This is a genomic window from Rhodococcus sp. APC 3903 (genome assembly GCF_030407755.1).
Taxonomy (GTDB): Bacteria; Actinomycetota; Actinomycetes; order Mycobacteriales; family Mycobacteriaceae; genus Rhodococcus_F; species Rhodococcus_F erythropolis.
The window spans coordinates 41,482-54,983 of sequence record NZ_JASDCV010000015.1 but is presented as its reverse complement, the minus strand read 5'-3'; the positions used below and the strand labels follow the sequence as shown (position 1 = coordinate 54,983).

General features: G+C 62.4%; 13 protein-coding genes. 6 read left to right on the top strand and 7 right to left on the bottom strand.

What is annotated here, in order from left to right; genetic code table 11:
- Positions 1-3: 3 nt before the first annotated feature.
- Positions 4-717 carry a TetR/AcrR family transcriptional regulator gene (locus QMA15_RS21225; protein ID WP_020968216.1) on the top strand — a complete coding sequence of 238 codons (714 nt, stop codon included), beginning with the start codon at positions 4-6 and terminating at the stop codon, positions 715-717.
- On the opposite strand, the gene QMA15_RS21220 is transcribed toward QMA15_RS21225, so the two are convergent.
- The 4 genes from QMA15_RS21220 to QMA15_RS21205 all read right to left on the bottom strand — a co-directional run bounded on the left by QMA15_RS21220 (position 704) and on the right by QMA15_RS21205 (position 3,803).
- Positions 704-2,176: an MFS transporter gene (locus tag QMA15_RS21220; RefSeq protein WP_134998542.1), complete on the bottom strand. Its 1,473-nt coding sequence runs from the start codon at positions 2,174-2,176 to the stop codon at positions 704-706. The genes QMA15_RS21225 and QMA15_RS21220 overlap by 14 nt on opposite strands.
- 86 nt (positions 2,177-2,262) lie before the next feature.
- Positions 2,263-2,832, bottom strand: coding sequence for a TetR family transcriptional regulator (locus QMA15_RS21215; protein ID WP_007731538.1), 570 nt, complete (start codon positions 2,830-2,832; stop codon positions 2,263-2,265).
- The gene (recR, locus tag QMA15_RS21210; protein ID WP_003943917.1) at positions 2,832-3,452 is read right to left on the bottom strand and encodes a recombination mediator RecR; all 621 of its coding nucleotides are present in this window, start codon (positions 3,450-3,452) and stop codon (positions 2,832-2,834) included. The genes QMA15_RS21215 and recR overlap by 1 nt, the downstream gene beginning before the upstream one ends.
- Before the next feature lie 12 nt (positions 3,453-3,464).
- Complete coding sequence (locus QMA15_RS21205) at positions 3,465-3,803, bottom strand: YbaB/EbfC family nucleoid-associated protein (RefSeq protein WP_003943929.1); 339 nt, start codon at positions 3,801-3,803, stop codon at positions 3,465-3,467.
- Between the two features lie 109 nt (positions 3,804-3,912).
- Here QMA15_RS21205 and QMA15_RS21200 point away from each other — a divergent pair, with 109 nt between their 5' ends.
- The 3 genes from QMA15_RS21200 (at position 3,913) to QMA15_RS21190 (ending at position 6,605) form a co-directional block, all read left to right on the top strand.
- On the top strand, positions 3,913-4,713 hold the full coding sequence (locus QMA15_RS21200; RefSeq protein WP_080910567.1) for an Rv3717 family N-acetylmuramoyl-L-alanine amidase: 801 nt from the start codon (positions 3,913-3,915) through the stop codon (positions 4,711-4,713).
- Between the two features lie 84 nt (positions 4,714-4,797).
- Positions 4,798-5,094 carry a hypothetical protein gene (locus tag QMA15_RS21195; protein WP_021332904.1) on the top strand — a complete coding sequence of 99 codons (297 nt, stop codon included), beginning with the start codon at positions 4,798-4,800 and terminating at the stop codon, positions 5,092-5,094.
- Entirely contained in the window at positions 5,094-6,605 is a 1,512-nt protein-coding gene (locus tag QMA15_RS21190; protein WP_134998543.1) for an alpha/beta hydrolase, read from the top strand. The genes QMA15_RS21195 and QMA15_RS21190 overlap by 1 nt, the downstream gene beginning before the upstream one ends.
- Before the next feature lie 54 nt (positions 6,606-6,659).
- Here QMA15_RS21190 and QMA15_RS21185 read toward each other — a convergent pair whose 3' ends face one another.
- A complete protein-coding gene (locus QMA15_RS21185) occupies positions 6,660-7,094 on the bottom strand; it encodes an SRPBCC family protein (protein WP_019746544.1) in 435 nt (144 codons plus the stop codon).
- A 338-nt stretch (positions 7,095-7,432) separates the two neighbouring features.
- Here QMA15_RS21185 and QMA15_RS21180 point away from each other — a divergent pair, with 338 nt between their 5' ends.
- Both QMA15_RS21180 and QMA15_RS21175 read left to right on the top strand, forming a co-directional pair.
- Entirely contained in the window at positions 7,433-8,836 is a 1,404-nt protein-coding gene (locus QMA15_RS21180; protein WP_279162985.1) for an FAD-binding oxidoreductase, read from the top strand.
- Positions 8,833-10,134 (top strand): class I SAM-dependent methyltransferase, encoded by a 1,302-nt coding sequence (locus QMA15_RS21175; RefSeq protein WP_003943932.1) that lies wholly within the window; start codon positions 8,833-8,835, stop codon positions 10,132-10,134. Before QMA15_RS21180 ends, QMA15_RS21175 begins: the two co-directional genes overlap by 4 nt.
- Positions 10,135-10,157: 23 nt before the next feature.
- Here QMA15_RS21175 and QMA15_RS21170 read toward each other — a convergent pair whose 3' ends face one another.
- Both QMA15_RS21170 and QMA15_RS21165 read right to left on the bottom strand, forming a co-directional pair.
- Positions 10,158-11,210: a hypothetical protein gene (locus QMA15_RS21170; protein WP_279162976.1), complete on the bottom strand. Its 1,053-nt coding sequence runs from the start codon at positions 11,208-11,210 to the stop codon at positions 10,158-10,160.
- A 108-nt stretch (positions 11,211-11,318) separates the two neighbouring features.
- Positions 11,319-13,460, bottom strand: coding sequence for a 3-hydroxyacyl-CoA dehydrogenase NAD-binding domain-containing protein (locus QMA15_RS21165; RefSeq protein WP_003943799.1), 2,142 nt, complete (start codon positions 13,458-13,460; stop codon positions 11,319-11,321).
- Between the last annotated feature and the right edge of the window lie 42 nt (positions 13,461-13,502).

Sequence of the window (13,502 nt, the reverse complement as noted above, 5' to 3'; positions counted from 1 at the left end):
GAAGTGGAAACACGCGATCTCACCGACGAATTGGTTCGAGCCGGAGCCATCAGGCAGGATTGCGCTACGTTCGACGCCGGCAGCCCGGCACCCGCGAAACCCTGCCCTGAGCAGGACCGACAACCAGTGGAGATTTCAGTGGCATCACCAGATCGTCGGGAGAAGATCCTGGAGAGCTCAGCCGAGCTGTTCGCCAGGAAGGGTGTCGCCACCACGACCGTTCGCGAGATCGGCGACGCCGCTGGAGTGTTCTCGGGCAGCCTTTACCACTACTTCAAGTCGAAGAATGCGATAGTCGCCGAGCTCATGCGCGGCTTCATCACCGACATTCAACTCCGCTTCGATCAGGTGGAGAAGACGGCGAACGACCCCGAGGACGTCCTACGCGGCCTGATCCGCGAGACCCTGGTCGTCATCGAACTGCACCCGCACCCGACGGCGATCTACCAGAACGATCGGGCATATCTACGCGACAACGATCTCCTGCAATCCGTCGACGGGCCTTCCCGCCAAGTCCGCGAGCACTGGATGAAAGCGATCGCCGAAGGCGTCGATCAGGGAATCTTCCGCAAAGACGTGGCCCCGGAGATTTTCTATCGATCAGTACGAGACACCCTGTGGTCGACCACGCATTGGCCGGACCGCCAGAAGTACACCACCGAAGAGTTCGCGGATCTGATGATCACACTCTTCCTCTCGGGATTCAGGGTCGCCTGACGAGATCCGGCAGGTCCAGATGTTTCGGGGTTCGCCCCTGCGGCAACAGGATCGACACTACGAACACGACCACGGCGCAGCCCGCGCACACAAGGTAGGCGACGGAGAATCCGGTCCACGACGTGGAATGTTCCGAACCGCTGATCACGAACGCGGCGAGGATCGTTGCCACCGTCGCGCTGCAGATCGTGCTTCCGGACGTCCGCAGAAGTGAGTTCACCCCGTTGGCTGCCGCCAGTCGCTGTCGAGGCACGGCAACCAGAATCAGCAGCGAGAGCGTGCTGTAGACGATGGCGGTCCCGACTGCTGTGATACCCAGTGCTGCAACCACTCCCCACAGCGGCTTACCGGCAACGGCGTGAATCCCGTACCCGCCGGCGAGGAACACGGCACCGGTCAACATCGCGGTCCGTGAACCGAAGCGGTCGGTGATCCGCACCGCAACCGGTGAGAACAGCACCATCGCGATACTCGCCGGAATCTGGCAGAGCGCTGCTGCGATGATCGACAGGCCGTACCCGGCGCCCGGCCCCTTCATCCCCTGGAGGAGTTGTGTAGTGATCAGTGTGTTCCCGAAAAATGCGAACCCGACCAGCAGAGCCGCCAGATGCGGGATCAACACCGCACGCTTCACGAGAGCACGGACGTCGACCAGCGGATTGACGTTGCGCCGCTGTTGAATTACCCAGAGCGTGAACAGCACCGCCGACGCGGCCAGCATGGAGATCACCGCTCCGCTGGTCCATCCCCAACTCGATCCCTGAGTGATCGGCACGAGCAGAGCGATCATCGCGGCGCTCAGACCGACAGCCCCGACGCCGTCGAATCTTCCCGACGGATTCGGCTCGGACTCTCGAATGAACAGCACCGCAGCAAGAGTCACGGACAGCCCGATGGCGGTGGTTACCCAGAACAGGACGTGCCAGTTCGAGTACTGCGCGATCATCGCAGAAAACGGTATGCCCAAAGCGGTTCCGACGCCGAGCGTCGAACTCATCATGGCCACTGCGCCGTTGACCTTGTTGCGTGGCAATTCGTCACGCAGCATGGAGATTCCGATGGGGATGACCGCCGACCCGGCTCCCTGCAACGCTCTCGCGAAGATGAGGACAGCGATGTCCGACGACAGCGCACACAACATCGAGCCGAGAGTCATCATCGAGAAGGCAACCAGAAGCATCTTCTTCTTGCCGAACATGTCGGCGAGCCTGCCGAAAATGGGAGTGACGACAGCGCCGACCAGCAGCGTTACCGTCACCAGCCAGGACACCGCCGTACGTCCAGCGCCTGTGAAGTGCGGCAACTCCGGCAGCAGTGGAACGATGACCGTCTGCAGAACAGCCTGGAACACGGCTGCGGCGACAACGATGGGGAAGAGAAAGCGGGAGCGCGGCTGCGCGAGACTCGCGTCGGGGGTGGTGGCTGCAGGCGTGCCCGGCGGACGGTCGAGCGTCGTCACCCCACACCGCCTGTTCCCACTAGGTAAATATCCGTTCACCTACATTAGGTGAACGGATATTTACCAAGCAAGAATTGTGATGCCGCTCACCCGTCGAGCAGCTTTTGGACAAGTGGTGCGTACAGCGCAACCACTTCGTCCTGGGTGCCGGTGGCATGGCCGGCCATCATCCGTCGGCGCATGATCGCCACTCCGACCACCATCGACATCGCCAGTTCCGCGCGCAATCTCGCGTCGGGGCCGGACAGGCGAGCGGCGAGGGTGTCGATCATCTGCGTCGAATAGTTCTCGCGCAGCTTGCGGTTGCTCTCTTCACTGACGCCGCTCATGAACAACAAGCTCATGGACAGCGGCTTGTACGACTCCAACGGCTTGGTGAACAGCGAGACCATGCGCTCGCCGAGCGAGTCGTTCGGGGCGTCGAAGACCGTGACCGCCGCTGCCCGGAAGTCGACCAACTCGTCGTACAACTGCTCTTTGGAACCGAAGTACTTGATGATCAGCGGAGCGCTGACGCCTGCGTCTTCGGCGATGTCCTTGAGCGTGATTTCGCGGTACGGCCGAGTCGCGAATGCTTTCCCGGCCGACGCGATGATCTGCGCACGCGTCTGCTCGGACGTACGACGCACCTGCTGACCTTGCTCCGTGCCGCTCATCAAGCGTTCCGCGACAATTCACGACGGCCGGACAATGCCCGACCCAGCGTCAACTCGTCTGCGAATTCGAGATCGCCACCCATCGGAAGACCCGAAGCCAACCGAGACACCGTCAGCCCCGGAATGTCTCGCATCATGCGAACGAGATAGGTAGCTGTCGCCTCACCCTCCGTGTTGGGGTCGGTGGCGATGATGACCTCGGACACGTCGACGCCGTCCTCCTGATTTGCGATGCGAGCCAACAACTCCCGGATACGCAACTGGTCAGGCCCGATCCCCGAGAGCGGATTGAGCGCACCGCCGAGCACGTGGTAACGACCCTTGAACTCACGGGTGCGCTCGACAGCCTGGACGTCCTTCGGTTCCTCCACGACGCAGATCACCGTGCGATCGCGACGTGCGTCGGCGCAGATGCGGCACTTCTCCTGATCGGACACAGTTCCGCACACCGTGCAGAACTGAACGCCGTCACGGATGCGCTGCAATGCATTTTTCAAACGGTCGATCTCGGGAGGCTCCACGGAGAGCAGGTGAAAAGCGATGCGTTGAGCGCTCTTCGGCCCGACTCCGGGAAGCTTCCCGAGTTCGTCGATCAGATCCTGAACCGGACCTTCGTACACGCGTTCTCGTTTCTAGAAGCCGGGGAGACCGGGAAGGCCTCCGCCGAGTCCGCCGGCCAACGGGCCGAGCTTCTCAGCAGCGACTTCCTGTGCTTTGCGCGAAGCGTCCTCGATCGCGCCGATCACCAGATCCTGCAGCGTCTCGACGTCTTCAGGGTCGACGACCTTGGGATCGATCTGCAGACCGACAACCTCGCCGGTGCCCTTGACCGTGGCGACAACCAGTCCGCCACCGGCCTGACCGGTCACTTCGGCCTGAGCCATTTCCTGCTGCGCCGCCATCAATTGCTGCTGCATCTGCTGAGCCTGAGCCAACAGAGCAGACATGTCCGGTGCTCCACCTGGTTGCACGAGCGGTCCTTTCTACAGAGTTATCCCCACCAGCGTAGTCGGTGCGCGCTACCGTGAGCGGGTGCGCCGGAACCAGTCAGACACCGTAAAACCGTCAGGTAGGTCAAACATGGCATCACGTGTGTTCCGCTCCACTGCCCTGATCGCCGTGGTCGGGGCTGGGCTTCTGAGCGCTGCGTGCACGATTCCGACCGAGACTGCCGAGGCCACGACTTCGGTCGAGGTGTCTCCGCTGAGCACTGTGGCCGCTGACGTCCCCGCTGCGCTCACCGGCAAGGTCGTCTTCCTCGATCCCGGGCACAGCGGGGCGAACGACGACAGCATCAACACCCAGGTCCCCACGGGCCGCGGCGGCACCAAGAACTGCCAGACCACCGGCACCAACACCGATGCCGGGTTCCCCGAGCACACCTTCAACTGGGAAGTCGCGAGCCTGGTCAAGAGCGAGCTCGAAGGACAAGGCGCAACTGTCGTCCTGAGTCGACCCGATGACGTCAGCGTCGGATCATGCGTCGACGCACGTGCCGAAGCTGCCAATTCCTCCGGCGCCGACGTAGTGGTGAGCATTCACGCGGACGGCGCAGCAGCGGGGGCCGAGGGCTTCCACGTTTGCTACTCCGCGCCCCCGCTGAATACGGTGCAGGCCGGCCCGTCCGTCGCCTTTGCCGAAACCATGCGCGACTCACTCGTCACCGCCGGGCTCACCCCGTCGACCTACATCGGTGACGGCGGGTTGGCGCCACGCGCCGATCTGACGGGTCTCAATCTGTCGCAGCGGCCGTCGATTCTGGTCGAACTCGGCAACATGCGAAATGCCGACGAGGCAGCGCGCATGACGAGCCCGGACGGTCAGCAGGAGTACGCAACCGCCGTCACCAGCGGAGTCACCGCCTTCCTGACAACCCCCTGACCTGGCTTCTGTGGAGAAATCCTGATTGTCCACAGGAAAGTCGGCACCGCCCCGCTAGCCAGCTCACCTGGATACGGTTCTGCCATGGGGCCGATACTTCAGGTAGATTTCGCTGCTCTGCAGCAACTTTCAGCTGATCTGTCTCGAATTGCGGATCAGATCTCGGGGATCGATTCCGCCGGCCCGATTTTCGAAGCCGCGGCGGCCCTGAATTCGTCCGCTGTCGCGGCGGTGTCGACTGGGAATGCCGGCGTCATCGCCGACGCGTACCGGCACCTGGCTACGCAATTGGGACTCATGGCGTCGGGAACCGCTGCCGCAGCACGTCTGTACGACGCTGCCGAGGGCGAAGTGGTGTCCGAACTGCGCGGAGCCTACTGATGCAGCCCACCGTCTCTCAGCTTCGAACGTGGTCACCGGAGAAATTGCGCACGAGCACTTCGGAACTGATCGACATCGACCGGCAGATCGAAGCTCTCGGCAATGACGCCGGACGCAGCATCGACGCCGTCCGCGAATTCTGGCAGGGACAAGCGTCGAGCGCGGCGGCAGTGCAGTGGTCTGGCATCTCGCTTTCCTCGTCGCGGCTGTCGATTGCGGTTCGCGTAGTTGCGGATCTGTATGGCGGAGCGGCCAATACGATCGGGGCGGCGCGAAAATCAGTTCTGGACCTGGTCGAGGAGGCGACTCTCGAACACGGCTTGACGGTGTCAGACAGTGGAGCTGTATCGGCGCCTGAGGCGAAGCAGCCGTGGAATCTGGCCGACGTCATGCAAGAATCCGAAAACGCCACGGCTGCAGAGATTTTTCAGCAGAGGATCTCCACTGCATTGACGGCACTCGACGATGAAGACAACCGGGCCGCGACTGCTCTGGGTGAGGCATTCCGGGAGATCGGATCACTCCTTGGCAATCAGACTGATCGCCTCAACCGCACTGTCGTCGACATCATCGATGGGAGGTCGACACTCCCCGGGACACCAACGGAGCTACACCGACTGTGGGAATCGCTCACTCCCAACGAGAAAGACGCGTTGGCGAGGTGGGATCCGTCCATCGGTAGCCGCGACGGCCTTCCCGCTCTAGACCGGGACTACTACAACCGGCGGTACCTCTCTGCGCTCGAGCAGTTGCCGGATCGAACGGTAGCTGCCGGATACACGGCCGTGCGCGGCGAACTGCGACCGGACACGTTCCTTCTCTCGGTCACGGATGGGCACGCCGTAGTGGCAGTCGGTGATCCCGATGCCGCCGACAACGTCGCAACACTGGTTCCCGGAACCGGCTCCGGGCTGTCGGGCGTCGGCGGAGATCTGCAACGAACCAAGGCCATGTACGACGCGGCGGTCGCGGCGGCGCCAACGGAAGCCACATCAGTGATCCTGTGGTCCGGATACGACGCTCCCCCAGGCATTCCCGATGCAGCCTCGGATCGGTACGCCAACTCCGCGGCGCCGAGGCTGGACAGCTTCCAGGACGGGTTACGAACCTCGCATGACGGTCAGCCGTCGCACAACGTGGTGATCGGTCATTCCTACGGCAGCACCGTCGTCGGTGCTGCGACTACCCGTGGCGCTTCTCTCGACGTCGACGAACTGGTTTTTGTCGCAAGTCCTGGCGTCGATGTCGAGCGTGTGAACGAACTGAGCCTGGACGGCGTCGACTCGGACGAGGTGGCGCGCCATGTTCATTCGACGACGGCCTTCTGGGATCCGGTCCAATTGATCCCCAAGATCCTCGGAGTCCACGGGTTCGACCCGTCGGATCCGGAATTCGGCGCGCAGATATTCGCCGGATCACCCGGGCAGCCTGGGTTCGGAGTTCACAGCGACTACTGGGAAAGCGGAAACCCCGCACTCACCGAATTGGGGCGGATCATTACCGGCCCATGAAAGAAGGCGCCGTACCGGTGAAGGTACGACGCCATCTCGGTGATGCAGGATCAGTTAGACGAGTTCGCGCTTGAGGTTGTCAAGGACCTGGGCCTGGATGCGCTGCAGACCCTTCGGGGCGAACGTGCGCTCGAAGAAACCGCCGATACCGGTGGCACCCTGCCACTGGGTGAGCGTCGTCACCGTCGTTCCGGTGCCGTTGGGGGCAACGGTCCAGGTGGTGACGAGACTGGAGTTCGCGTCCTTCTCGGTGATGACGTTGCCGTCGACCGTAACGGTGGCCTTGACGTTGCGCGAGCGCTTTTCCGTCGCCTTCAGCGTCCACTGCGCGACGGTGCCGTCACCCTGGCCGCCTTCGACGACCTTGTAGTCGAGGTACTGCTCGGACAGGATCCGCGGGCGAACCGTCTCGTAGTCCGCGAGCGCCGCGAGCACCTTGTCGGGTGCTGCTGTGACGACTATCGAACTCATTGCATTGACCTGACCCATATGCCCTACGTCTCCTTGCTCGACCAACGCGGCTCGATACCGCGAATGACTACCCGAATCCGCACCTCGAACTGCGCAGATATTCCTTTCCATACTGCCTGCTGCGCCCGGGTATCTCGACCATCTACCCATTCCGTGTGAGCTGGTTCACCACTCGGAGCATTTACCGAGTTCGATTGCAACAACTCGATCAAATTCGGGCATTAATACCCCTCCGGATAGCTTGCACACGCAACTACCGATAGCGTCAGGGTGTGACTCTCTCGTTCAATGGGGTAGTTCAGAAGTTAGATCGAATCCGGACAAAGCAAGGCCCGGGTTCCGATGCTGCGCGTGAAATGGGGTTCGAGCAGCACAGAGAAGGCGTCGAACGCCTACTCGCGTCATACCGCGCCATTCCCGCCGATGCTTCTGTACGCCTGGCAAAGAAGACATCCAATCTGTTCCGCGCTCGCGCCAAGACGTCGGCCCCCGGCCTCGACGTCAGCGGTCTGGCAGGTGTCATCGCCGTCGATGCGCAGGCGCACACAGCCGACGTCGCCGGCATGTGCACCTACGAAGACCTCGTCGACGCGACACTGCCCTACGGTCTGGCGCCACTGGTCGTACCTCAACTCAAGACCATCACCCTGGGCGGTGCGGTGACGGGCCTGGGCATCGAGTCCACCTCGTTCCGCAACGGCCTGCCACACGAGTCGGTGCTCGAAATCGACGTACTGACCGGGAGCGGCGAGATCATCACCGCTACGCCGGACGGCGAACATGCCGAACTGTTCTTTGGTTTCCCCAATTCCTACGGCACACTTGGCTATTCGACGCGATTGAAGATCGCACTCGAACCCGTCAAGAAGTACGTCGCCCTGCGTCACGTGCGCTTCGATTCGTTGAAGAAGCTCGAAGAAACGATGGATCGCATCGTCACCGAGCGCGAGTACGACGGGATCGCCGTCGACTACCTCGACGGGGTGGTCTTCACCGATTCCGAGAGCTACCTCACACTCGGCGTACAAACCGACGAGGAAGGCCCGGTCAGCGATTACACCGACCAGGACATCTTCTACCGGTCGATCCAGCATCCGTCACTCACACAGCCCAAGACGGATCGCTTGACCATTCGGAACTACCTGTGGCGCTGGGACACCGACTGGTTCTGGTGCTCACGGGCTTTCGGTGCACAGAACCCGAAGATTCGACGCTTCTGGCCCAAGCAGTACCTGCGCAGCAGCTTCTACTGGAAGCTGATCGCCCTCGACCACAAGTACGACATCGGAGATCGCCTCGAACAGCGCAAGGGCAAGCCCCCGCGCGAACGCGTCGTCCAGGACGTCGAGGTACCCATCGAACGAACCGCGGACTTCGTCTCGTGGTTCCTCGAGGAAATTCCGATCGAACCACTGTGGTTGTGCCCGTTGCGTCTTCGTGAGCCCAGCCCGGCCGCCGCCTCAGCTTCTCGGCCGTGGCCCCTCTACCCCCTCGAACCCAAGCGCACCTACGTCAACATCGGCTTCTGGTCTTCGGTGCCGATCGTTCCCGGCGAGCGCGAGGGGGCAGCAAATCGACTGATCGAAGAAAAGGTCAGCGATTTCGACGGACACAAATCGCTCTACTCCGACTCCTACTACTCGAAGGAAGACTTCGAGGAGCTGTACTACGGCGGCGACCGGTACATCGGACTCAAGGAACGCTACGACCCGAAATCCCGTTTATTGGATCTATTCTCTAAGGCGGTGCAACGTAAATGACCACGTTCAAAGACTCCAAAAGCCAGGACAAGCTCTCTATTGCCGAGATTCTCGAGACGCTTTCTGACGGCATGCTGCCGCTTCGATTCACCGCGTACGACGGCAGCACCGCCGGTCCCGAAGATGCCGACTACGGACTGCACCTCAAGTCGACTCGCGGAACCACTTATCTCGCAACGGCGCCCGGCGACCTCGGCATGGCCCGCGCGTACGTCTCCGGCGATCTCGAAGCCGAGGGTGTTCACCCCGGTGATCCGTACGAGATCCTGCGCATCATGGGTGACGAACTCCACCTCAAGCGCCCGTCGGCACTGACACTCGCCAGCATCACCCGCTCACTGGGCTGGGATCTGTTGCGGCCCATCGCCCCGCCGCCCCAGGAACACCTTCCTCGCTGGCGTCGCGTCGCAGAAGGACTGCGTCACTCCAAGACTCGTGACGCCGAAGTCATCCATCACCATTACGACGTCTCCAACACCTTCTACGAGTACGTCCTCGGCCCGTCCATGACGTACACCTGTGCCGCCTACGACAATGCGGAACAGACGCTCGAAGAAGCCCAGGAGAACAAGTACCGCCTGGTGTTCGAGAAGCTCGGACTCCAGAAGGGTGATCGACTTCTCGACATCGGTTGCGGCTGGGGCTCGATGGTTCGCTATGCGGCCCGACGCGGCGTCAAGGTGATCGGCGTGACTCTCTCACGCGAGCAAGCGGATTGGGCACAGAAGGCCATCGAGGACGAGGGCCTCGCCGATCTCGCCCAGGTCCGTTTCTCCGACTACCGCGACGTGGCCGAAACCGGATTCGACGCAGTGTCCTCCATCGGCCTGACCGAGCACATCGGCGTCGGAAACTACCCGGCGTACTTCGAGTTCCTCAAGGGCAAGCTGCGTGAAGGTGGGCGTCTGCTCAACCACTGCATCACCCGTCCGGACAACCGAAGCAGTGCCAAGGCAGGCGGATTCATCGACCGGTACGTCTTCCCCGACGGGGAGCTCACCGGTTCGGGTCGCATCATCTCCGAGATCCAGAACGTCGGTCTCGAGGTGCGCCACGAGGAGAACCTGCGCGAGCACTACGCACTGACGCTCGCCGGATGGTGCCAGAATCTCGTCGACAACTGGGACGCCTGCGTCGCCGAGGTCGGCGAGGGAACCGCACGCGTCTGGGGCCTGTACATGGCCGGCTCACGACTCGGGTTCGAGCGCAACGTCGTTCAGCTGCACCAGGTTCTGGCCGTCAAGCTCGGCCCCAAGGGTGAGGCGCATGTGCCGCTTCGCCCGTGGTGGAAGGCCTAGGGAGCTCCGCTCCCTGTGAGTGGTTAAGGAGTCTCTGCACTCCTTAACCACTCACAGGCCCCGCAGGGGTTCTCCCCTCTTCTCTCCCAACCTCCCCGCCGCAAGACCATCTCCACCTCGTGCGCAACCTGGCACGGGGTCTTCATCACCTCGTCGAATCCGTAGACCAACCGCGGACGACCTGCCAGCTCTGCCGCGTTGTCACGACGGCGATCACGGAATGCCACCTCGGCCATGGAATGCGCCCACCGACCGTCGAGACGCACGATCAGCGGCACACCCACTTCGCTGTAATCACAATCCTCGTACAGTGTGCGACCGTCGACGCGAACCGGTGATTGGCGTCTGGCCGACGGCAACCCGTGTGCCTGCTCCACATCCACCGCATAGTGATATTCGAGAGTCGATTGCACCCCGTCTGCCAAAAGCTTCACCGCACTTTCGAGGGCCTTCCGGTATCTACGGGGTGAGCGCTCCTCCATGCGTCGGCGGATGTCCGTCAAGCGGATGCGGCCGTTGGTGACTGTGGTGATGAGGCTGACATAGGCCTCGCGCGGAGTCGGTTCTGCGACGGCCAGATCGAGTGCTGTATCAGCCTTGCCGGTGCGCGGCATCTGCGCGTCGACGCCGATGTGACGATGAGCCCTCGAACGGTGGACCACAACGCCGGGATGGAGGACAGTGCCGATCAGGGGTGATGGATGTCGGTCGGCGCCGAGGCCACGAACGAAAGTGGCGGCCTGAGAGATTGCAGACTTCCCGTACGGAACGGTGATATGTACGGGTGCAGTGCTGTCCGGCCGACACATCGACCATTCCTCAGCGGCGGTGCGATGGCTGAGCATCGACGACCCGCCGCCGTACAAGAGCGCGGCCTCGAGTACGGCATACCTGGTCAATGGGCCCGTGGTGACGGAGTAGACGCCGCGAAGAACAGTTTGCCAGCGTCCGACCTCAACTCGTTGTTTCACGCGAGAGCGAGGAAATCCGAGCGTGTGAAGTTGAGTGTGAGTGACCAGTCCGTGCTGAGCATCGACGACGGTCTGCAATGCATCGATTTCTGTATGTGAAGGCATACGACGAGCCTGCAAATACATACAGTCGGATTTCGCCGAGAAAACCAACCTGTGGATAAAGCTGTGCGCGGTTAGGAAGTGTTGAGACTCCCTAACCGCGCACGGGGGCTATGCCCCTAGCGAAGCCGGCGGGGTGAACCGCGGGCCGTACTGCGCAGCGAGTTCCTTTGCACGAGCGACGAAGCCGGCCGTGCCGCCCTCGTATCCGACGATGAACTGGTGAACGCCACCGGTCCAGGCCGGGAATCCGATGCCCATGATGGAGCCGATGTTGGCGTCCGCCGTGGTGATCAGGACGTTCTCGTCGAAGCACTTCTGCGTCTCGATCGCCTCGATGAACAGCATGCGGTCGATGAGGTCCTGGATCGGGGCGTCGGAGGTTCCGGAGTTGAAGTTCTCGCGGAGTCCGGACCACAGGCCGGTGCGCTTGCCCTCGGCGTAATCGTAGAAGCCGGCTCCACCGAGCTTGCCCTTACGATCGAACTTCTCGACGAGGGTGTTGATGACCTCGCCGGCCGGATCTGCCGGCAGTTCCTTGCCCTCGGCCTTGGCGGCGTCGGCAGATTCCTTGCGAATCTTCTGCATGAGGGTGAGGTTGAGCTCATCCGAAAGCTGAAGCGGCGCAGCCGGGTAACCGGCCTGCATACCGGCCTGCTCGATGGTGGCAGGCTCGACACCCTCGGCGAGCATGCCGATGGCCTCGTTGATGAAGGTGCCGATGACACGTGAGGTGAAGAAGCCACGCGAGTCGTTGACCACGATCGGCGTCTTGCGGATCGCCTGGACGTAGTCGAACACGCGAGCCAGAGTCTCGTCGGAAGTCTTCTCACCGCGGATGATCTCCACCAGCGGCATCTTGTCGACGGGCGAGAAGAAGTGGATGCCGATGAAGTCTTCCTGACGCTTCACGCCGGTGGCGAGACCCGTGATGGGCAGCGTCGAGGTGTTCGAGCCCAGCAGTGCCTTGGGATCGACGATGTCCTCGATCTCCTGGAACACCTTGTGCTTGAGTTCCTGGCTCTCGAAGACCGCTTCGATGACGAAGTCGACGCCGGCGAAATCTGCCGGGTCAGCCGTCGGGGTGATCTTGGCGAGGAGTGCGTCGGACTTCTCCTGCGTGGTCTTGCCGCGCGAGAGTGCCTTGGCCTCAATGCCTTCGGCGTACGCCTTGCCCTTGTTGGCAGCCTCGATGCTGACGTCCTTGAGGACGACGTCGAAGCCGGCCTTCGCGGAGACGTACGCGATGCCCGCGCCCATCATGCCCGCGCCGAGGACGCCGACCTTCTTGATGGTGGACTTCTCGATGCCTGCCGGACGTGAACCGCCGCCGTTGATCGACTGCAGGTCGAAAAAGAACGCCTGAATCATGTTCTTCGCGACGCGGCCGGTCACCAGCGAGGTGAAGTAGCGAGCCTCGATGAGGAGCGCGTTGTCGATGTCGACCTGCGAGCCTTCGACGGCTGCGGCCATGATGGCGCGCGGAGCCGGCATCGGAGCACCCTTGAGCTGCTTACGCAGGTTCGCGGGGAACGCCGGAAGGTTGGCAGCGAATGCCGGGGTGGACGGGGTTCCGCCAGGGATCTTGTAGCCCTTGACATCCCACGGCTGAACGCCGCCTTCGGGGTTGGCCTTGATCCATGCCTTCGCAGCCGGAACCAGTTCTTCTACCGAGCCGACGACCTCGTCGATGAGGCCGACTTCCTTGGCCTGAACGGGTCCACGCTGCTGCCCCTGGAGCAGGACGCCCATGAGCGCGTTCTGCAGACCGAGCATCCGCACGGTGCGCACGACGCCGCCGCCGCCGGGCAGCAGGCCGAGGGTGACCTCGGGCAGGCCGATCTTGACGCCCTTGACGTCTGCCGCGATGCGGTGGTGGGTCGCGAGAGCGATCTCGAGGCCGCCGCCGAGGGCCGCGCCGTTGATGGCGGCGACTACCGGCTTGCCGAGAGTTTCGAGGCGACGCAGGTCTGCCTTGATCTCGACGCTGTGGTTGTAGATCTCCTCGGCCTGCTCGGGGCCGACCTTGATCATGTTCTTGAGGTCGCCACCGGCGAAGAAGGTCTTCTTGCCTGAGGTGATGACGGCACCGGTGATGGAGTCCTTCTCGGCGACCAGGCGGTCGACGGTGGCCTTCATCGACGCGATGTACGCGTCGTTCATGGTGTTTGCGCCCTGGTTGGGATCGTTGATGGTGAGCACGACGATGCCGTCGGCGTCCTGGTCCCAGTTGATGATGTTCTGATCAGTCACTTTGCTTGACTCCTGGTAAGCCTCGTTGGAAGGACGGACGCC